Origin of the sequence: Collinsella aerofaciens (assembly GCF_040920445.1) — a bacterium.
GTDB lineage: Bacteria > Actinomycetota > Coriobacteriia > Coriobacteriales > Coriobacteriaceae > Collinsella > Collinsella aerofaciens_BH.
The window spans coordinates 1-20,374 of record NZ_JBCOTQ010000016.1 but is presented as its reverse complement, the minus strand read 5'-3'; the positions used below and the strand labels follow the sequence as shown (position 1 = coordinate 20,374).

13 protein-coding genes are annotated in these 20,374 nt (G+C 58.0%); 4 read left to right on the top strand and 9 right to left on the bottom strand.

Features of this window, described 5'->3' with window-relative positions:
* Nucleotide 1: 1 nt before the first annotated feature.
* The 6 genes from AB5405_RS04030 to uvrA all read right to left on the bottom strand — a co-directional run bounded on the left by AB5405_RS04030 (nucleotide 2) and on the right by uvrA (nucleotide 10,238).
* Nucleotides 2-958, bottom strand: a complete 957-nt coding sequence (locus tag AB5405_RS04030) for an ABC transporter permease (RefSeq protein ID WP_035138896.1) — start codon at nucleotides 956-958, stop codon at nucleotides 2-4.
* A 157-nt stretch (nucleotides 959-1,115) separates the two neighbouring features.
* Entirely contained in the window at nucleotides 1,116-2,729 is a 1,614-nt protein-coding gene (locus AB5405_RS04025) for an ABC transporter substrate-binding protein (protein ID WP_368137687.1), read from the bottom strand.
* Between the two features lie 363 nt (nucleotides 2,730-3,092).
* Nucleotides 3,093-5,033 carry an excinuclease ABC subunit UvrC gene (gene uvrC / locus AB5405_RS04020; protein WP_368137686.1) on the bottom strand — a complete coding sequence of 647 codons (1,941 nt, stop codon included), beginning with the start codon at nucleotides 5,031-5,033 and terminating at the stop codon, nucleotides 3,093-3,095.
* A 6-nt stretch (nucleotides 5,034-5,039) separates the two neighbouring features.
* Entirely contained in the window at nucleotides 5,040-6,620 is a 1,581-nt protein-coding gene (gene murJ / locus AB5405_RS04015; protein WP_368137685.1) for a murein biosynthesis integral membrane protein MurJ, read from the bottom strand.
* 105 nt (nucleotides 6,621-6,725) lie between these two features.
* Nucleotides 6,726-7,226 (bottom strand): Cys-tRNA(Pro) deacylase, encoded by a 501-nt coding sequence (ybaK, locus tag AB5405_RS04010; RefSeq protein ID WP_117848725.1) that lies wholly within the window; start codon nucleotides 7,224-7,226, stop codon nucleotides 6,726-6,728.
* Between the two features lie 132 nt (nucleotides 7,227-7,358).
* On the bottom strand, nucleotides 7,359-10,238 hold the full coding sequence (gene uvrA, locus AB5405_RS04005) for an excinuclease ABC subunit UvrA (RefSeq protein WP_349115373.1): 2,880 nt from the start codon (nucleotides 10,236-10,238) through the stop codon (nucleotides 7,359-7,361).
* A gap of 193 nt (nucleotides 10,239-10,431) precedes the next feature.
* On the opposite strand from uvrA, the gene AB5405_RS04000 reads away from it, so the two are divergent.
* The 4 genes from AB5405_RS04000 (at nucleotide 10,432) to AB5405_RS03985 (ending at nucleotide 16,554) form a co-directional block, all read left to right on the top strand.
* A complete protein-coding gene (locus AB5405_RS04000) occupies nucleotides 10,432-12,585 on the top strand; it encodes an LTA synthase family protein (RefSeq protein ID WP_368137684.1) in 2,154 nt (717 codons plus the stop codon).
* A 145-nt stretch (nucleotides 12,586-12,730) separates the two neighbouring features.
* Nucleotides 12,731-13,561 (top strand): Mrp/NBP35 family ATP-binding protein, encoded by an 831-nt coding sequence (locus AB5405_RS03995; protein WP_368137683.1) that lies wholly within the window; start codon nucleotides 12,731-12,733, stop codon nucleotides 13,559-13,561.
* Entirely contained in the window at nucleotides 13,562-14,833 is a 1,272-nt protein-coding gene (locus AB5405_RS03990; protein WP_368137682.1) for an NAD(P)/FAD-dependent oxidoreductase, read from the top strand.
* A gap of 80 nt (nucleotides 14,834-14,913) precedes the next feature.
* On the top strand, nucleotides 14,914-16,554 hold the full coding sequence (locus tag AB5405_RS03985) for an NAD(P)/FAD-dependent oxidoreductase (protein ID WP_368137681.1): 1,641 nt from the start codon (nucleotides 14,914-14,916) through the stop codon (nucleotides 16,552-16,554).
* Nucleotides 16,555-16,619: 65 nt separating this feature from the next.
* On the opposite strand, the gene uvrB is transcribed toward AB5405_RS03985, so the two are convergent.
* Genes uvrB through coaE form a run of 3 tightly spaced genes read right to left on the bottom strand, consistent with a single transcriptional unit; the run spans nucleotide 16,620 to nucleotide 20,127 of the window.
* Nucleotides 16,620-18,860, bottom strand: coding sequence for an excinuclease ABC subunit UvrB (gene uvrB / locus AB5405_RS03980; protein WP_368137680.1), 2,241 nt, complete (start codon nucleotides 18,858-18,860; stop codon nucleotides 16,620-16,622).
* A gap of 51 nt (nucleotides 18,861-18,911) precedes the next feature.
* Nucleotides 18,912-19,493 (bottom strand): lytic transglycosylase domain-containing protein, encoded by a 582-nt coding sequence (locus AB5405_RS03975; protein WP_368137679.1) that lies wholly within the window; start codon nucleotides 19,491-19,493, stop codon nucleotides 18,912-18,914.
* Nucleotides 19,486-20,127 carry a dephospho-CoA kinase gene (gene coaE / locus AB5405_RS03970; protein ID WP_368137678.1) on the bottom strand — a complete coding sequence of 214 codons (642 nt, stop codon included), beginning with the start codon at nucleotides 20,125-20,127 and terminating at the stop codon, nucleotides 19,486-19,488. The genes AB5405_RS03975 and coaE overlap by 8 nt, the downstream gene beginning before the upstream one ends.
* Between the last annotated feature and the right edge of the window lie 247 nt (nucleotides 20,128-20,374).

Genomic DNA, 20,374 nt, shown 5'->3' with positions numbered 1-20,374 from the left:
TCTACACCGTCCTGATGCGCGGGTTGATGAGCAGGTAGAGCATGTCAACCACGATGTTGATGATGATGAAGGCAAGAGCAACGACGATAACGACGCCCTGAACCAGGTTCGCCTCGTTGCCCTGAACGCCCTGCAGAATCGCAGTGCCCATGCCGGGGAGGTTGAAGATAACCTCGATGACGACGGCGCCGCCCATGAGGTAACCGATCTTAAGACCGAGGGTGGTGACCGGGGTGATCAGCGCATTGCGAAGAACGTTGATGCCGACGACGACCTTCTCGGGAACGCCGGCGCCGCGAGCCATACGGACATAATCCTTGTCGAGCTCCTCGACCATGGCGGTACGCACGATACGAGTCATCTGGCCCGTCAGCGGAAATGCCAAGGCGATAGCGGGCATGATCATACGTCCCAGATAGCCAACCGGATTCGTGGTGAAGTGAGGCAGAGCACCCGATGCCGGGAGCACCTTAAGGTAGGAAGAGAACAGCAGGATCAACAGAACGGCAAGCCAGAACGACGGGGTTGCCAAGCCGGCGATGGAAAAGACGCGGATCACTTGGTCCGGCCATTTGTCGCGATACAGTGCCGCGATGACGCCGAGCAAAAACGAAACGACCGCACCGATGGCAAGACCGATAAAGGTCAGCTGCATCGTGACGGGCAGGGCCGTGGAGATGCGCTTGGCAACGGAGTTGCGAGCAGCACCATAGGTGCCCATGTCGCCATGGATCAAATCGCCCATATAGCGCACGTAGCGCACGGGCCAGGGGTCGTCCAGACCATACTTCTCATGGTACTCGGCAACCGCCTCGGGCGAGGCACCGTCACCCAACGCCGTGTAGGCGGGGTCGGTCTTGGAGAACGACATAAGGAAGAACACCAGGACGGTGACGCCCAATGCCATGATCGGCAGCGCCACAAGACGCCTTCCAATCAAACGTAGCAAGTTGTTCACGTTCTCTCCCCTTTCTTTTGTCGGTAGGACCAACTGGTATATGAGTACGGGTACTCATTACAAGACCCGAGCGACATCGTTGCCGCCCGGGTCTTTGTTTCAACTATGAGGATACGGCCCCAATGACCGACATCCTGCATACAGACTCAAGCGAGTCTTACGCCTTGACGGTAGCAACGCCCCTGAAGGACATGCTCGTCGTGCCGATGCCCTTGAAGCCATCGAGGGCCTCGCCGTTGGGCGCAGTGGACGGATCGTCCCAGGAAGCGGAGACGGTCTTGACGTGGACAACGGGGTACAGAACGGCGTTGTCGGCAATGATGTCGAAGCACTCGTTCCACTTCTTCTGCTGCTCGTCGCCCTCGGCGGCAAGAGCCTCGTCCATGAGACTGTGGAGCTTCTGCCACTCAGCGGACTCCTTCCACGGGCAACGGGTCTGCATCCAGACGTTGTCGCCGTACCACCAGTTGAGCAGCAGGTCGGGGTCGGCGCCGAAGCAGGAAGGATCGCCAGGGGCAAGGAGGATATCGTAGGCCTCGCCGCCGTCGATGGCAGCGTAGGTGGCCGGCGAGGTATCGGTCTGGATGGTCACATCGAAGCCGAGAGCGTCGAGGTCGTTCTTGACCTGAGCGGCCATACCCTTGATCTGCTCGTTGTCGGTGGTGCGCAGGGTGATGGCGCCCGGGGTGATGCCAGACTCTTCGATGAGCTTCTTGGCCTTCTTGGCGTCAGTCTTGTACACCGTGGAAGCCTCATGATAGTTGGTGAAGCTCTTGGGCAGGTAGCAGCTGGCAGCGGTGGCAAGGCCGGCGAAGGTGTTGGTGATCATCTTCTCGGTGTCGAGCGCGTACATGACGGCCTGACGGACCTTGACGTTGTTCCAAGGCTCCTTGGCGACGTTGAACATGATGAAGCGGGTGCCGAAACCCTGAACGTTATCGATCTTGCAGCCAGCGCTCTCGAGCTGGTCGACGGCGTCAGCGGTGACGAGCTCCATAACGAGCGTGGAGCCCTCCTGCTGAGCGGTAACGCGAGCAGTGGGGTCGGTCAGGATGCTGTACTGGATCTTCTTATCCTCGGCAGCATACTCACCGTTGTACTCGGGGTTGGGAACCAGGGTGATCTCGGTATCGGAGATAGAGTCGTACATCCAGGGGCCGGAGCCGATCGGCTGCTTGGCGCGATCCTCCTCGGCCTGGGTAGCCGGGGTAACGCGGATGATGGCCAGACGATCCTTGAGCAGGGAGAAGTTGGGGACCTTGGTCTTGACCGTTACAGTGCTGGCGTCCTTGGCCTCGATGGACTCGAAGGGCTGGAAGAACGGAGCATAGGTAGCGGAAGCGGCGCAAGCGGTGTAGGAGGCAACGACATCGTCAGCGGTGACCTCGGTGCCATCGGAGAACTTGGCGCCCTTGCGGATGGTGACCTCGAAAGTGGTGTCGTCCACAGACTTGGGATCGTCGGTGGCGAGCTCGTTGAAGGTGCTGTAGTCGTGGTAATCGATGCCGTAGAGGCCCTCGACGACGTGCCAGTTAGCACCCAGGCCCACAGCGGAGCCGGTGCTGGCGGGATCGAAGCTGGACGGAGCGTAAGCGGAACCAGCGGTGATCACGCCGCCGCCACGGTTAGCGGAATCGGTGGAACCGGAAGCGGAACCCTCGTCGCTAGAGCTGCCACCGCAGCCGGTGAGACCAAGCCCTGCGACAGCAGCGACGCTGCCGGTGAGGCCGAGGAACGAACGCCTGGACATACCCTTGTTGATGATGGCCATGTCTTCTCCTATCAATAGAGAATCTTACTCGGGAGCACCTAGACTTGCCCCCGCGCAACTTGCGGACGATATATACCTTACCTACCGACGAACCCAACTGAGGTGCCGCGCTCGGCGACCGATACATACATACGCTTGAACGGTATTTACTACCGTTCACCGAATTCGTTGACAAACGATTCGCCAGACAGTATGTATCGGCGAGGTGAGATATCAGTCTTCGTCAACCCGCAGGATAGCAGGGTTTTCGCTTGGGTTAGTCAAACGTTTTAGCGTTAATAAAACCCGAAACCAGCAGGCAATCATGGCGAAATAAATGGTTGAAAATCGCGCAATCATGTATATCAGTTGTTTGGCTCGTGTTTAGCTATCGGAATGGCCAGCCGCCGCCTCGGCGCGCTCGGCATTCCATGCAACGAGCGCCTCGTGGACCGCCTTGGCAACATCGGCAGGTATGCCGCGAACTTCCGCGATCTCTTGCTCGCTCGCCGCGCGCAAACGCTTCATCGAGCCAAAATGGCGCATAAGGGCACGTTTTCTGGTGGGTCCCACGCCTGGAACGTCATCGAGTACCGAAACCGTCATGGCTTTATCGCGCAACTCGCGATGGAACGTGATGGCAAAACGGTGCGATTCATCGCGAACCTGTTTAATTAGATAGAGCGACGCGGACCCGGTCGGCAGCACGACGGGAGTCTCGTCCCAAGGCACGAAAACCTCCTCATCGGCCTTTGCCAAGCCACAAACTGGTATATCGAGCCCAAGAGCCTCAAGTTGCTTGATCGCAGCGGTCAATTGCGGCTTGCCGCCGTCGACAACGAGCAAATCAGGGCGCGAGCCAAAGCGCTCGTCGGCCATGCGCTCGGGAGCATAGCGTCGTCCCAAAACCTCGGACATCGACACGAAGTCATTTGCCTCATCCAATTCGGCCTGAATTTTAAAACGACGGTACTGGCTCTTGTCGGCGCGTCCGTTGGTAAACACCACCATCGAGGCGACGGTAAAGGTTCCGTGCAGCGTCGAGATATCGAAGCACTCGATACGCATCGGCGGCGCCGGCAGAGCCAGCGCGCTTTCGAGCTCCAGGAGCGCTTGATTGGTGCGGTCGTCAGCGTACCCCGTTCGCATCATGTAGCGCATGAGGGCATGGCGCGCATTTTTGGATGCCATATCGAGCAAACGGTGCTTTTCGCCACGCTGCGGCCTATGGAGATGGCAGGAACGCTCACGCTTGCCTGCAAGCCACTCCCCCAGCGCCTCCGCATCCTCAGGCTCGACAGAGAGGTTTATCTCAGCTGGAATATCAGCCGTCTCGTCGTAATAGCGCTTAAGAAAGCCCGACTGGAGCTCTTCCTCGTCAACATCAAGGCCCTTGTCGAGAATGAACTCGCAGGTGCGAACTGTTCGGCCCTCGCGAACGACGAAGACGCAAGCGGCAGAGATGGTCTCCTCGCGATAGAAACCGATGACATCGATATCGACACTGGAGGGAAAAACGACTTGCTGACGGTCGTCCAGACCCCTGATGACCTCCAAACGACGTTTGACGCGTGCCGCGCGCTCAAAGTCGAGCGCCTCGGCGGCATCCGCCATCTCGGAAGTCAGCTCATCGACGACATCCTTGCGATGGCCCGACAAAAAGCGCTCGACACGTTTGACGTTCTTGGCATAGTCCGTAGGAGAAATCGCGCCGACACACGCACCCGGGCCGCGCCCGACATGGTAGTCGAAGCAGGGACGCCCGTTTTGTGCGCAAATCATATTGACGATGTCTTCCTCGCCCTTGTGGGACTCGATGATACGGCGACAACGACGCCACTCCGCACAGGATGCAGAGCAGATGGGGATAACCTTGCGCAGCGTATCTATCGTCTCACGTGCCGCACGGCTATCGGTATAGGGTCCAAAATAGCGCGTTCCCGGCTTATGACGCTCACGTGTGTATTTGATAGCGGGATACAGGTCGCCCTTTGTAATGGCGATAAAGGGGTAGCTCTTGTCATCCTTGAGGTCGACGTTAAAGTACGGATGGTACTGACCAATCAAATTGCGTTCGAGCACCAACGCCTCGTGCTCGGTCTCCACCACGATATAGTCAAAGCTCGCCACCAGCTGCATCATCAGCGGAATCTTTTGACGCTCATCCTGCAGCGTCACGTACTGGCGCATACGGGAACGCAGGTTTTTCGCCTTGCCAACGTAGATGACATCGCCCTTGGCATCTTTCCAAAGGTAGCATCCGGGCTGCGTGGGAACGCGCGAAACCTGCTCGGCGAGTGTTGGAATGTTGTCGTGACCGGCCACACGCACCTACTTGCGACGAAGCAGCGCCGAGACCTCGGGCATCTTAAGGACGACGGCAAGGCCAAAGGTAACAGCAAGCGAGACGACACCCGCAACGCAAACGTAGCCAAGAGTAATCAGAATCGAGCCGCCAAGTGCCCCGACAAAGTGTTCAAGCGCCCACATGACGCCGGCGCCTGCGGCAGCACCCAGGCCGCCGAACAAAAGGCCAAAGAAACCGCCATGCAGGATAGATTTGACCTGAAGGCCACGCAGGCGACGACGCAGCCACCACAGCGAACAGCCGACCAAGATCACGTAGTCGACGACATACGAAAGCGCGATTGCCGGCATACCGAAGCCCAGCACAACGCCAAACAGCAGAACCGAGCCGGCCTGGCCGATGGCGGAATACAGGCAATAGCGGCTATAGGGCTTCATGTCGAGCAAGGCAGAGAAGCTCTTCTGCATCAACACGACCACGCCGTAGAGCGGCAGCGAGAGCGCCAGGTAGACAAGGTACTCGGATACCAGCGCCACGCCGGATTCATCGAACTTGCCAGCACAGTAGATCATATTGAGCGGACGTGCGAAGACAATCAGGTACAGTGCGAACGGAATCAGGAAGAACAGCATCTGGGCGACGCCACGCGAAATGCCCGTGCGAACGCTGTCGTAATCCTTCTCCTGTGCGTCATGAGAGAGCTCGGTATAGAGCGCCGTCGAAAGCGAGGCGGCAATCAGCGCGTAGGGCAGCGTGTACCACAGGCGCGCATAGGCGATGACGGAAGGACCCGTCTCGGGCTGGACCACCAGCGCGGCAGCGTTGGTGATAGAAGTCGAGACAAACATGCACACCGTGGCGAGCAGCGTCGGGATACCGAGCGCAATCGTCTGGCGCAGCGCGGGGTCCTTAAAGTCGATATGGATATGGGGATGCACGCCGTGCTTGCCAAGCGCGGGAATCTGACATGCCATCTGAACAAAGACACCGAGGGTCGTACCGGCCGCAATCAAGATGATGCCGGCACGTTCGCCAAACTGTGCGGACACGGGCGCAAAACCCATAAAGCTCGCAATGACGATCACATTGTTGAGGACCGGGGCAAACGTCGACCAAAAGTAGTCGCGGTGTGCGTTGAGAACGCCCGAGGACACCGAGCCCAAACCATAAAACAGAATCTGGATGGCAAAGAAACGGAACATGAACGCAGCGGTATCCATGCTGCCACCGTCACCCGAAAGGAACGATTGCGTCCAGATAAAGCCCGGGGCGAACACGGTCCCCAGCAACGAAATGCCACCCAGCACTAAAAGCAGAATGCCGAGCAGGTTGCCCACGTACTCGTTCGAGGCCTCGCGACCCTGCTCACGCCTCACGCCCATGTACACGGGCAAAAACGCCGTCACGAGCATGCCACCCATCACGAGTTCGTAGAGCATATTGGGCAGGTTGTTGGCGACCTGATAGGAGGACGAGAGTAGCGACATGCCGATAGCGGCCGCCATTGCCCACGTGCGGATAAAACCGGTGACGCGAGACACGATAGTCAGGATGGTCATAAGCCCGGCGGAACGACCAACCGTGGAGTAGTCCGACGAGCCCATGTCGTCAGTGTCATCTCGCGACGAAGAAGCTTCGGATGAGGGTGTCTGAGGCGCAGATTCTTTTGCAAAATGAGCTCCGCGCTTCAATTCTTCCTGCGGCATCGCTCAGTCCTCTCTCGTAATCGCGGCAACCGTCGCCCCGCAAAATGCAATTAAATCATCGGGTGCAAGCTCGAGCTGATAACCACGCTTGCCTCCCGAAATAAAAATGGTATCCCAAAGGACACACGTCTCATCAATGAGCGTCCGGTAGCGTTTTTTCATACCGACCGGGCTGCAGCCGCCGCGAACGTAGCCAGTCGCCGCAAGCAAATCCTTCACATGCATCATAACCAAGGACTTCTCCCCCGCGGCACGCGCGGCGGACTTTAGATCGAGCTCATCGGCAACAGGGATGCAGCACACGACATGGTCGTTGGACGGCGTCACGCAGACCAAGGTCTTAAATCCTTGACCGGGCTCCTCGCCAAGCTGCTCCGAAATCGCGACACCCAGGCCCACCGACTCATCACCATCGTCTTCGTACGTATGTAGAACATAGGAAATGCCGGCGCTTTCCAGCTCGCGCATCGCATTGGTTTTTGGCGTCTTTACAGCCTTTGCCATGACATATCCTTTCCCTCGCATTCGGACGCAAGGATTAAGTATATGTCCAATTCGGCTGCATACGTCACTTCGGCACAGCAAGCGCCATCGAATCACAAGGAGTCGATGGCGCCCATAAACTGAATCGCCTATTTATTGAGCATCAAGTTGAGCCTGACGCTCCCGGTCACGCCTGAGCAACGGCGCCAAAAACTTGCCCGTATAACTCTGCGGACAGTCCGCAACCTGCTCCGGTGTGCCCGAAACCACGACGGTTCCGCCGCCGTTACCGCCCTCGGGACCCATATCGATCAGGCGGTCGGCAACCTTGATGACATCAAGGTTGTGCTCAATCACCAGCACCGTGTTGCCCGCATCGACCAAACGCTGCAGCACATCGAGCAGCTGGCGGACGTCCTCAAAATGAAGACCGGTCGTCGGCTCGTCCAAAATATAGAACGTCTTGCCCGTCTGGCGTCGATGAAGCTCCTTGGCGAGCTTCACACGCTGCGCCTCGCCGCCCGAGAGCGTCGTGGCGGGCTGGCCCAGGCTCACGTAGCCTAAGCCTACATCGTACAGCGTCTGGAGCTTGCGCTTAATCTGCGGGATATTCCCAAAGAAGGCCAGCGCCTCGGTGACGCTCATGTCGAGCACGTCCGAGATGGTCTTGCCACGGTAGGTGACCTCGAGTGTCTCGCGGTTGTAGCGTTTACCGCCGCAAACTTCGCAGGGAACGTAGATATCGGGAAGGAAGTGCATCTCGATCTTGATCTGCCCGTCGCCCTTGCACGCCTCACAGCGCCCGCCACTCACATTAAAGGAGAAACGACCCGGCGAGTAGCCGCGCGCCTTCGACTCCGGCGTACTCGCAAACAGTGCGCGAAGATCATCCCACAGGCCGATATAGGTAGCAGGGTTGGAACGCGGCGTACGGCCAATCGGCGACTGGTCGATATCGATAACCTTATCGATACACTCAATGCCCTCGATTTTCTTATACGGACCCACAGGGCGCGTCGAGCGGTGAATGGCATTCGTAAGGGCAGGCGCAATGGTGTCGGTAACCAGGGAGCTCTTGCCCGATCCCGACACGCCGGTAACAACCGTAAGCGTACCAAACTCGATCTTGGCAGTAACGTTTTTGAGGTTGTTGGCTCGAGCGCCCGTAATTTTAAGGCAGCCGCGACCGGGCTTGCGCCGTTCATCAGGCACCCGAATCATTCGTTTGCCGGTCAGGTAAGCGCCCGTCATCGACTCAGGACACGCCATGATATCGGCAGGCGTTCCCGCCGCGACTACGTGCCCGCCGTTGACACCGGCGCCGGGCCCCATGTCGATCACGTAGTCGGCGGCACGGATTGTATCCTCGTCGTGTTCGACAACGATAACGGTATTGCCGATATCGCGCAGGCGCTCGAGCGTCTTAATCAGGCGCTCGTTGTCACGCTGATGAAGACCGATCGAGGGCTCGTCCAGAATATAGAGCACGCCCATGAGACCCGCGCCGATCTGCGTTGCCAGTCGAATACGCTGCGCCTCGCCACCGGAAAGCGTCGCCGAGGCACGATCGAGCGTCAGATAGTCGAGTCCAACATCGACCAGAAAACGCAAGCGCTCCAGGATTTCCTTGACGATACGGCCGCCGATAAACTGTTGGCGCTCGGTGAGTTCCAGGCCCTCAAAAAACTCGAGCGATTCACGGCACGACAGACAACAAACCTCGTAAATGGACTTGCCGCCCACGGTGACGGCAAGCATCTCGGGACGCAGGCGAGCACCGTGACAGCTCGAGCACGGCTCCTCGCGAATGTACTTCTCCAGGCGCGCCTTGGTGTTCTCGTTCGTCGTCTCGGTATAGCGTTCGTACAGGATGTTGCGAACGCCCGAAAACTTGGTATCCCACTGGCTGCGACGCCCATCGAGCTTTTGATAGTCGACCGAAATCTTCGTGTCGCCCATGCCATCCAAAAACGCACGACGCACGCGAGGGGGCAAGTCCCCCCACGGCGTATCGGCGCTCACCTTAAAGTGTTTGCAGACCGCAGCAAAAATCTGCGGATAGTAGTTCGAATTGCCAAACAGGCTACCAAAGACTCCGTCGGCAATGGACTTCGAGGGATCCTCAATCAGCGCCTCGGCATCAACGGTTTTCTTAAAGCCCAGGCCGTCGCACTCAGGACATGCGCCATAGGGAGCGTTGAACGAAAAGTCGCGGGGTTGTAGGTCGTCGATGGAGTGCCCGTGCTCCGGGCATGCCAGAGCCAACGAATACTCCAGTAGCTCGCCCTCGGTCCCCTCGGGAGCATCGCGATCGGGCAGCATGTATACGTTCACATTACCGTGCGCCAAGGCAGTCGCCTGTTCAACAGACTCGGCGATACGGCCCAGAGAATTCTCACGGATCACGATGCGGTCGACTACGACCTCGATATCGTGTTTGAACTTCTTGTCCAGATCGATCGGGTCGTCGAGCGAGCGCACTTCGCCGTCGACACGCACGCGGCTAAAGCCCTCGGCGCGAAGGTCCTCAAACAGTTTGGTGTACTCGCCTTTTCGCCCGCGCACCACCGGTGCCAGCACAAACGCGCGGCGACCCTCCCCCGCCGCCAAGACTTTGTCGGCAACCTGGTCGGTCGTCTGGCGCTCAATGACACGGCCGCATTCGGGACAGTGCGGGGTGCCCACACGGGCGAACAGCAGGCGCAGATAGTCATAAATCTCGGTTACGGTGCCAACCGTCGAGCGAGGGTTTTTAGACGTCGTCTTTTGGTCGATCGACACCGCCGGCGAAAGGCCGTCGATTGAATCCAAGTCGGGTTTGTCCATCTGGCCCAAGAACTGGCGCGCATAGCTCGAAAGACTCTCGACGTATCGACGCTGGCCCTCGGCATAGATAGTGTCAAATGCCAGCGAACTCTTGCCCGAGCCAGAAAGACCGGTAATGACCACGAGTTGGTCACGCGGAATGGAAACATCGATATCACGGAGGTTGTGCTCACGAGCGCCGCGAATAACGATAGAAGAATCAGACATGGAAGCTCCTTGCCTCCTATTGCATCGAATCATACTGTCGATGAGTTTAGCGCACTCGACGCGCACAGATGTTCGTGATACAAGATTCGCAGACCTTTAGCTTTGCGTATCGGGTGCTTTGTTTCTCGAAATGCCGTGGAAAGGTTACAGTAATCTACTACTGAACTTAATTTGCTGTAACAGAGGAACGTCCATGACCGAAGATATCCCCCTTGAAATCACTTCGAGCGACATGGCCAATCTGCCCATATTCATCGCCGTCCTTATCGTGGCCACCGTCGTCGTGCGCGTGTATTTTTCAATCAAACACAATGAAAAGCCGCCCATTGCCCGCGTCTTTTGGTGCGCGACGCTCCTCATCCCGCTCGGCATGGTAGCTGCATGGATTACGAATCAATTGCTCGTAAATGAGGACAATTCCCTATGGGTCCTTTCTTATTCGGCGCTCGGTGCTACCGCCGTCATACTTCTTGTCGAGCCCTTGGTTTCGGGACTTATCGACCAAACCGATCTTGCGACGGGAACGGCTGCCTGTATTTGCCGTGACATCCTTGTCATCGCCGCTGTTTCAGCGCTCTCGTTCGTTTCGCTCGAAATTGCCTGTAACGAAACGTTCTATCGCATTCCCGCCAACTCATTCGGGTTTTCCGTCGGGCTGCTCGCGACGGTTCTGCTCTCCCTTTATTTGCTGGGACAGCGTCATGGAGGCGTCATGGCCCTCGTGCCCGTCGCCTGTTGCATCCTTGGCATTGCCGAGCACTTCGTCATAACGTTTAAAGGCGAAGCCATCCTGCCAAGCGATATCTTGGCCCTTGGCACCGCAATGGAAGTGAGCGAGGGATACGAGTTTACCTTTACCGCCGGAATCGTAACCTCTCTCGCCCTGCTGGAGATTTCCCTGGGGCTTCTTTCGCTCATCCGACCGCGAAAGCTCCGTACGCCCACCCATGTCTTCCCCGCTATCGCCGCTAACCTCTGTGCTTTTCTGCTAGTGACCGTTGTGGGGCTCTCAGGCTTTTCCAACATCGACTTGGAGCAGGCGCTGGATTTTGGATTTGACCGTTGGCAGCCCATCACCACGTATGCGTCTCAGGGTTTTATCACTTCGTTCACCGAAATGGTCAACGAGTTGCCCATTGAGAAGCCCAAAGACTATACGCCCGATGAGGCGCAGAGCATCGAGCAGGAGCTCGCCGCCGTCTACGACAGCACATATGGCTCGAGCGAACAGCGCGCGGCGGCCGTTGCCCAGTTCAATGAAATCAAGCCGACGATTGTTGCCGTCATGAACGAGAGTTTTAGCGACCTTTCGTGCTTTGAGCAGCTCCAGACGGCCGGGTACACCGGCCCCGCATTCTACAACTCGCTTCCCGACACACTTGTTCGCGGCACCATGCTCGCTTCGGTCGCCGGTGGCGGAACGGCGAACTCCGAATTCGAATTTTTGGCCGGAGCGACAACGGCCTTTGTCGGATTAGGCAAAATCCCCTATCAGCTGTATCAGATGAATGGCGTCAACAGCCTGGCAAAGGACCTTAAAGAGCTTGGGTATACCGCTACCGCTATGCACCCGCAAAACCCCGTCAACTACCATCGCGATAAAATCTATCGGCAGCTGGGCTTTGGAGACTTTCTTTCAATCGGCGATTTCGAAGGTGCGCCCTATTACCATGCCGGCGTATGCGACTACGCCACCTACGACAAGATACTCGACCTGCTTAGAACCGACGAAGCCCCGCAGTTCATCTTTGACGTCACGATGCAAAATCACGGCGGCTACGACTATGGCACCGTTCCCGCCGAAGAGCTGACAAACTATTGGGTCGAGGGAGCCAGTGGGGGTGCCAACAGCGCGCTCAACACCTATCTCACCTGCATCAACGCATCCGACCGGGACCTCGAGTACTTTATCAACGAGCTCCGCAATATCGGCAGACCGGTTGTTCTTGTCTTTTTTGGCGACCATCAGCCGAGCGCCGCAACGACTCTCAACGACGAGCTGTACCCTCAGGAAGATACGGCAAGCCACGCTTTCCGTATCTATCAGTCGACATATCTCGTCTGGGCTAACTATGAGATCGCCGGCAATACCGAGCTCAACGTCTACGACACCGTCGGGGCAAACGAGATTGCAGCCATTACCCTTAATAAGATCGGCGCCCCGCTCACCAATTACCAAAAGGCCCTGCTTGCGACAAGGTCAGATGTGCCCACCATCAATGTCGCCGGCTATCTCGGTGCCGACGGGCTGCGCTACGACTTGGAATCGGAAGACAGCCCCTACGCCTCGACGATCGACAAGCTGCAGCGCATGCAATACCTCGAGTTCGCCAGCAAAGTTCAGTAAGCCCGCCCATTCGTTTGGGCCCATCGTATTGCAAGCACGCTCGGCCCAAACGCATCGCAAATGACTCCCGCTCGCAAACGAGGGTACAATGACGCTCGTGTCACATCGCGGGGCCCCGGCCCCAGCATATACAAAGGAGTCATACATGGGTTGCGAACACGCACAGGCCGCCGGCGGACAAACGTCGCCGTCGCAATTTGAGGAGAACACGCTGTCCGAGGTCAAGCGCGTCATCGCCGTGCTTTCCGGCAAGGGCGGTGTCGGCAAGTCATTTGTCACCGGTGCCATCGCCACCGAGCTTGCCCGTCACGGCCACAAGGTCGGCGTCCTCGATGCCGACATTACCGGTCCCTCTATCCCCAAGATGTTCGGTATGAGCGGACGCCACGTCCATGCCCTTGGCAACCTCATGCTGCCCGAAATCTCCGAGCACGGCGTCAAGGTCATGAGCTCCAACCTGCTGCTCCAAAACGAGACCGACCCCGTCCTTTGGCGCGGTCCGGTCATCGCAGGCGCCATTAGGCAGTTCTGGAGCGAGACCTCGTGGGGCCCCATCGACTACCTGCTGGTCGACATGCCTCCGGGAACAGGCGACGTCGCGCTCACCGTCTTCCAGTCGCTGCCCGTCGACGGCATCGTCATCGTCACGAGCCCGCAGGATCTGGTCTCGATGATCGTCGCCAAGGCGGTCAACATGGCCGAGAAGATGAACGTCCCCATTCTGGGCATTGTCGAGAACATGAGCTATATTGAGTGCCCCGACTGCGGCAAGAAGATCGAGGTCTTTGGCAAGAGCAAGCTCCCCGAGGTCGCAGAGCGCTATAACCTCGACATCTTGGGCAAGCTTCCCATTAATCCGGCACTCGCCGAGGCCTGCGATAAGGGCGAGGTCGAGACCGCACTGCCCGATGGCATGTTGCCCAAGGCAGTCTCTGCCGTCGAGGCCATTACCCCGCACGAGACCGACGAGGCCTAAGTGAACACGAGCGCCTTCTATGACGTCCTGGTAATCGGCGGCGGGGCTTCAGGCCTCGCCGCCGCCATTACGGCCGCACGCGCTGGCAAAAGCGTCTGCATCGTTGAGCGCGATGTCGCCTGCGGCCTTAAGCTCCTTGCGACCGGCAACGGCCGCTGCAACCTCTCCAACGAATCGATTGATCCACAGCGGTATAACCACCCCGCATTCGTCGAATCCGTTATGGGCCCCCAGCCCGAACAAGAGCTTATGGGTTTCTTCTCCTCGCTGGGCATCATGACAACCTCCGAGGAAGGCCGGCTGTACCCGCGCTCCCTTCGCGCCGAATCGGTGCGCGACGCGCTTCTCAGCGTTTGCGACCGCCTAGGCATCACCTTAATCTGCGGAGCCAACGTTGCCTCGGCGCACAAAGCTTCCGAAGGCTGGGCACTCCAAATAGACCGTCCAGCGCGGGCACTCAAGGCAAAAAAGCACGATGACCGAAAATCGGAGCTCCGCTCGCTTCGGAAAGCGCTCACCGATGTCCCTCGCAAGAACGAGGCCCTGCAGGCACATGCCGTAATTATCGCTACGGGCGGCAAACCCACCGGTATCGCCGATACGTTTCGCCTCCCCCTCACTTCGCTGCGCCCCATCCTCTGCCCCGTATCGGCAACGGTCGTTGGCGATCGGGCGGCACTCAAAACGTTGGATGGCCTGCGCGTCCGTGCCCGCTTGACGCTCGCCCGCAATCATAATGAGCTCTGGCACGAAGACGGTGAGGTGCTGTTTCGAACCTTCGGTATCTCGGGCGTCGCTGTCTTCAACCTCTCTCGTCGTATCCAGCACGGCGATACGATCCTGCTCGACGTTTTCCCCGACCTCTCCAAAGACGAGTTGATCGATATGCTCAACCGGCGCGTTGAGCTGCTCGGCGGCTTTTCGCCCCGCGATCCCCGTTGGCTCGACGGCATGCTCGCCCCGCAACTCTCCCGCGTCGTCTGCACAGCGTTCGAGCAGTGCCATCCAGGCTCCAACGATGTCATCCACCTGGTCTCGATCCTCAAACACTTTAAGTTGCTCGTCGAGGGAACAGCCGAGGAGCGCTCAGCGCAGGTCACGCGTGGTGGCATATCTGTCGAGAGCATCTCAACACCCAGCCTACGCGCGCGCAGCGTTGTCGACGCCCCGCTTTACGTCTGCGGTGAAGCGCTCGACATCGACGCCGATTGCGGAGGCTTTAACCTTGCGTGGGCCTGGATCTCGGGCATTCGCGCTGCAAGCAGCCTGTAGCCGCGCAGTCTATAATCAAAAACGCATTCGGGCCGTCTGGGATACCGGACGGCCTCTTTCTTGCCTCTAAGGAGACCTCGATGATCGAAATCACCCAAGTCAACGCGTCGCTCGATGAAGCCGGCGATGAAAATGCCTGCCTCATTGTTGGCAAGCGAGTCGCCAAGCGCGTCTTACGTTGCAAGGACTCCGAGATCAAGTCCATCGAGCTCCACCGCAAGTCAATCGACGCTCGCAAAAAACGAGACGTCCATTTTATCCTGAGCTTTCGTGTTGAGCTGACTAGTCCCCACCTCGAGCGAGAAGCGGTCGACAGCGTTGCCGAGCGTGACCACTCGCGCGTACGCGCGATAGAAGACGATGGGTCTTCATTCCCCTCCCCCGTCTCCGACGCACCTCAAGAATGCCCTGTCGTTGTCGGCGCCGGATGCGCTGGCCTTTTCGCTGCGCTCACCCTTGCCGAAGCGGGTCTTAAGCCCTTGCTCATCGAGCGCGGCGACCCAGCATTTCGCCGCTCGCATGCGATCGATCTCTTTCTAAAGGAGCGCATCCTCGACCCCGAGAGCAATATTCAGTTTGGCCTGGGCGGCGCGGGGACCTTCTCGGACGGCAAGCTCAATACGGGAACCAAAAATCCCGCCCATCGCCTTATCCTCGAAACCTTCGTCGAGGCGGGCGCGCCCCGCGGTATTCTGTGGGATGCCAAGCCGCACATTGGCTCTGACATCCTTCCCACGGTTGTCACCGCTATATCCCAGCGCATCGAGCAGCTCGGAGGTGTCGTCCGTTATCGAACAAAGCTCGTCGACATTCGCATCGACGCGTCTGGCGCCATCACCGGTATCGATGTCCAATCGTCCCAAGACGCCGCTTACGAGCCAATTGAGACAAAGCACCTCATCCTCGCCTGCGGGCATTCTGCTCGCGATATTTTTGAGCTCCTTAAGGACCACAACGTGGCCCTCGCACAAAAGACCTTTGCCATGGGCGTTCGCATCGAGCATCCGCAGCGCGACATCGACCGAGCCCAATATGGAGCCTTGGCGGGACATCCTGCCCTCGGAGCAGCCCCCTACAAGCTCGTCGCCCATCTTCCCAACGGCCGCAGCGTGTTCTCGTTTTGCATGTGCCCCGGCGGACAGGTTGTCGCCGCCTCTTCCGAGCAGGGCCACCTGTGCGTCAACGGCGCTAGCCTCAATGCCCGCGACGGACGCAACGCAAATGCCGCCCTGCTCGTTAACGTCACGCCTGAGGACCTTCCCAACGATGACCCGCTCGCCGGCATCGAGCTCCAGCGTGCCTGCGAGGCGGCCGCCTATCGCCTGGGCGGTTCCAACTGGAACGCACCGGCACAACTCGTCGGAGATTTCCTCGCAGGACGCGCCAGCAAGGCGCCCGGAAAGGTAAAGCCCACCTATCCGCTCGGTGTGACCTGGACGGCAATTGACGAAGCCCTACCGCAGCATATCGTCGAGTCGCTCCGCCTGGGACTTCCCCTACTCGGAAAAAAGCTACGAGGCTACGACCGTCCCGATGCCGTTCTTACCGGCGTGGAGACTCGTTCGAGCTCACCTGTCACTGTCACCCGAGACCGAACGTGCCATGCCGTGTCGACCCCGGGCCTCTACCCTTGTGGCGAGGGAGCTGGATATGCCGGCGGCATCATGAGCGCGGCCACCGACGGCATCCGTTGTGCCGAAGCCCTGATCGCGGACCTCTAACGCACGAATTTCTGCGCGCAAAAGACACAGGCCCCGAGCTCCACAGGGAACTCGGGGCCTGTTCGCTATTTCTTAAACCGTGTACCCTGGCGTTTTCTGCCCGATGCGAACGTGGAACCCTTGCGGGCCTGCGAACGTAAGCGCTCGATCGTCTCGTCCTCAGACGCGCCCTCGAGCATCGCCCGAATCTGAACGACGGCATCGCGCAGGCGCGCCGCCTCCTCAAAGTCCATGGCGGCAGAAGCGTTGCGCATATCCTCTTCCATGGTTTCGACGATCCGCACAAGCTCGTCATGCGGCAGTTCTTCCAACTGCTCCGCAAGTGTCTGCTCGGGCGCCACCGTTTCCGGCACGCCGCCCTCGCCCGACTCATCGGGCGTATAGAATGCGCCATGACCAAGAGAGTCGCCCTTCGAGCGCCCCTTGGAACCCACAGTTTTTTCGGCCTCGGCAATAAAACTTGAGATGTCGTTGATGGCCTTGCGCACTGTCTTGGGCACAATGCCATGCTCTTCGTTATATGCCATCTGAATCTCACGACGGCGCTGCGTCTCCTCGATGGCCTCTTTCATCGAATCGGTCACAACGTCCGCATACATGATGACTTCGCCATCGGCGTTACGGGCCGCGCGGCCAATCGTCTGAATCAGCGAACGGCGGTTGCGCAAGAATCCTTCCTTATCGGCATCGAGAATTGCCACCAGTGAGACCTCGGGAAGATCCAAGCCCTCGCGAAGCAGGTTGATGCCAACGAGAACATCGATCTTGCCCTCGCGCAGCGTTCGCAGGATCTCGACACGGTCCATTGTCGCCGTATCAGAATGCATGTAATTGACCTTAATGCCCGCATCAAGCAGATGGTCGGTCAGGTCCTCGGCCATGCGCTTGGTCAACGTGGTCACCAGCACGCGCTCCTTGCGGGCAACGCGCTCGCGAATCTCGTCCTCAAGATCGTCAATCTGACCGCGAACCGGACGCACATCGATCTTGGGATCGAGCAGACCGGTCGGACGAATAATCTGCTCAACGTCGTTCTGGCTAACCCGCAGCTCATAGTCGCCCGGTGTTGCCGAAACGTAGATGAACTGGGGTATCCTTGCCTCAAACTCATCGAAACGAAGCGGGCGGTTATCGAGCGCCGAGGGCAGGCGAAAACCGTGTTCCACCAGCGTCACCTTACGCGAGCGGTCACCTTCGTGCATGCCGCGAACCTGCGGCACCGTCACATGGCTCTCATCGATGATGCAGAGCATATCCTTGGGAAAGTAATCGATTAGGGTAAACGGCGGCTCACCCGGCTTGCGACCGTCCAGATGACGCGAGTAGTTCTCGATGCCGTTGCAAAAGCCCATCGTCTCGAGCATCTCAAGATCATAATCGGTGCGCTGCTGCAGACGCTGCGCCTCGAGCAACTTGTCGGTCGCCTTGAGCTCCGCCACGCGCTTCTCGCACTCTTCGCTGATCGATTTCAGAGCCGCCTTGACCTTCGGCTTCTCGGTCACATAGTGTGATGCCGGCCATACGGGGATGGCCTCGTACTCACGAAGCATCTCACCGGTGACCTCATCGATCTCGGCAATCAGCTCGACCTCGTCGCCAAAGAACTCAAACCGCAACGGATGCTCAGCATAAGGCGGATACACGTCGACAACATCGCCGCGCACGCGGAACGTGCCACGCGCCAGGTCATAGTCATTGCGATCATATTGAATGTCGATAAGCGCATGGATAAAGTCATCGCGCTCGAGCGGCACCTTCTTGTCGACGTTTGGAGCCAGACCCGCATAGTCCTCAGGAGAGCCAATGCCATAGATACACGAGACCGATGCGACAACGATCACATCGCGTCGAGAGAGCAGTGACGCGGTCGCCTGATGGCGCAGCATCTCGACCTCTTCGTTAATCGAGGAGTCTTTCTCGATATATGTATCGCTTTGCGGCACATACGCCTCGGGCTGATAGTAGTCGTAATACGAGACGAAGTAGACCACAGCGTTATTGGGAAAGAACTCTTTGAGCTCGCTCGCAAGCTGAGCGGCAAGGGTCTTATTGGGAGCCATGACCAGCGTCGGCTTTCCCAGGGCCTCAATAGTCTTTGCCATCGTGAAGGTCTTGCCCGAACCAGTCACACCCAGCAAAACCTGATAGCGGTCTCCGTCCCTCACGCCCCGCACAAGCGACTCAATGGCCTTAGGCTGGGAACCGGCAGGCTCATAGGGAGAGACGACTTCAAACGGCACCTCAGCGCCCTCAACGCCAAAGCGCTTAAGTTCACCACCAACGCGTTCTACTTCAAATTCCGCCATGGATACTCCTAACTCATACATCTGCAGTATACGCAGGCGGTGGGCTTAGTCCTATACGAACCGATCGGGATAGAGAGTCTTATAGCGAACCCAGGCATTATTGACGCGAATCAGATACGCCTGCGTCTCGGGAAAGGTAATTGCATTATGAAGCGACGTGCTCTGCTGCGCCCATCCGTCGACATTGCCCATGCCGGCGTTATATGCGGCAATAGCTCTGTCCGTCGACCCGTTGAAATAGGTTAGAAGATACGAGAGGTATGCGCAGCCAAACTCGATATTCGTAGCCGGATCGTTAAGGTTGTCGGCCGAATACTCGCCACCGTCGACAAGGCCCTTGGCGATCATATCCTGGGCAGTCTCGGGCATCAGCTGCATCAATCCCTGAGCACCCTGACTCGACTCGGCCTCGGGATCCCAATTCGATTCCGACTTAATGACAGCGCACACCAGATATGGATCAAGATTGTGCGAAATGCTCGATTGCTTTACGTACGCCTCGTAGTCAATTGGATACAAAGGCTTAAAGAAAGCGGCAGGAGCATACGAGTAGACGAGCGAAATAAGACCGAAGACGAACACAACGGCAAGTGGCGCCACGCGATACCACGTAAAGAAACGTGTCCTAGACATCGGCCTCCTCCTTATCCACTACATCCCCGAAGCCATGGCGCAAAAGCCATGCGTCCAGTTGTTCAAAGAGCGAGTTGTCACCCGCCGCATTATCGATTACCGTCGTAGCGAGATTGCAAAGCGAAGCCTCATCAGGTTGGCATGCAGAGCGCGCATCAAAATCAAAGGGCTCCATACCACGATGAATAGCACGCGCGCGACGAACTGCTAAAGGAGCGCTGATAACCAGAATTTCATCAGCCAGGCCAAAAGCATCCTCAAAACCAGTCGGGGCAGAAACCTCGACAACCGCAAAGGGATAACGGGGAGACGAAACCGTACAGCAAACCGGATCAAGAATCCTCAGTGACAGCTGTTCGATGAGAACCGGATGAACGATGCCATTGAGCCGCGCAACTGTATCAGGAGAGGCGAAAGCTCGAGCAGCGAGGACATTGCGGCGAATGCCGCCCTCCCCGTCCAGAATGTCCCAACCAAATTCTTCCGCGAGGGCATTGACGATATCCGAGCCTGGCACATACAGCGATTTGGCAAGCTCATCAAGATCGATAAGCATGGCGCCATGAGATTCGAGATAGCGGCAGGCAGTCGACTTACCCGAAGCAATATTGCCCAAGACATAAACGGTAAACATCAAGTCCTCCCTAACGCCAATGCGAGTTATTATCGCGCAAATACAAAAGAAGGACCCAAAATACAGCCAAACAGTAAGACAAGCTAAACGAAGGCGAGTTCTTGTATTACAGCTCTCCTTTAAAGCAAAAAAGGGGGAGGCCGCGAGGCCTCCCCCTTCTCAGTTCGATGACGGCTCGGTGCCGTCCACCGGTCAGCGGCGCCCTGGCCTCCCACGGGCTGACCCCGCAGTACTCTCGGCGCGATGG

Excerpts from the sequence above, each read along its gene's own strand:
- AB5405_RS04025 (WP_368137687.1), bottom strand. The coding sequence starts at position 2,729 with ATGGCCATCATCAACAAGGGTATGTCCAGGCGTTCGTTCCTCGGCCTC.
- murJ (WP_368137685.1), bottom strand. The coding sequence starts at position 6,620 with ATGGGCTCGTCGGACTACTCCACGGTTGGTCGTTCCGCCGGGCTTATG.
- ybaK (WP_117848725.1), bottom strand. The coding sequence starts at position 7,226 with ATGGCAAAGGCTGTAAAGACGCCAAAAACCAATGCGATGCGCGAGCTG.
- uvrA (WP_349115373.1), bottom strand. The coding sequence starts at position 10,238 with ATGTCTGATTCTTCTATCGTTATTCGCGGCGCTCGTGAGCACAACCTC.
- AB5405_RS04000 (WP_368137684.1), top strand. The coding sequence starts at position 10,432 with ATGACCGAAGATATCCCCCTTGAAATCACTTCGAGCGACATGGCCAAT.
- AB5405_RS03995 (WP_368137683.1), top strand. The coding sequence starts at position 12,731 with ATGGGTTGCGAACACGCACAGGCCGCCGGCGGACAAACGTCGCCGTCG.
- AB5405_RS03985 (WP_368137681.1), top strand. The coding sequence starts at position 14,914 with ATGATCGAAATCACCCAAGTCAACGCGTCGCTCGATGAAGCCGGCGAT.
- uvrB (WP_368137680.1), bottom strand. The coding sequence starts at position 18,860 with ATGGCGGAATTTGAAGTAGAACGCGTTGGTGGTGAACTTAAGCGCTTT.
- AB5405_RS03975 (WP_368137679.1), bottom strand. The coding sequence starts at position 19,493 with ATGTCTAGGACACGTTTCTTTACGTGGTATCGCGTGGCGCCACTTGCC.
- coaE (WP_368137678.1), bottom strand. The coding sequence starts at position 20,127 with ATGTTTACCGTTTATGTCTTGGGCAATATTGCTTCGGGTAAGTCGACT.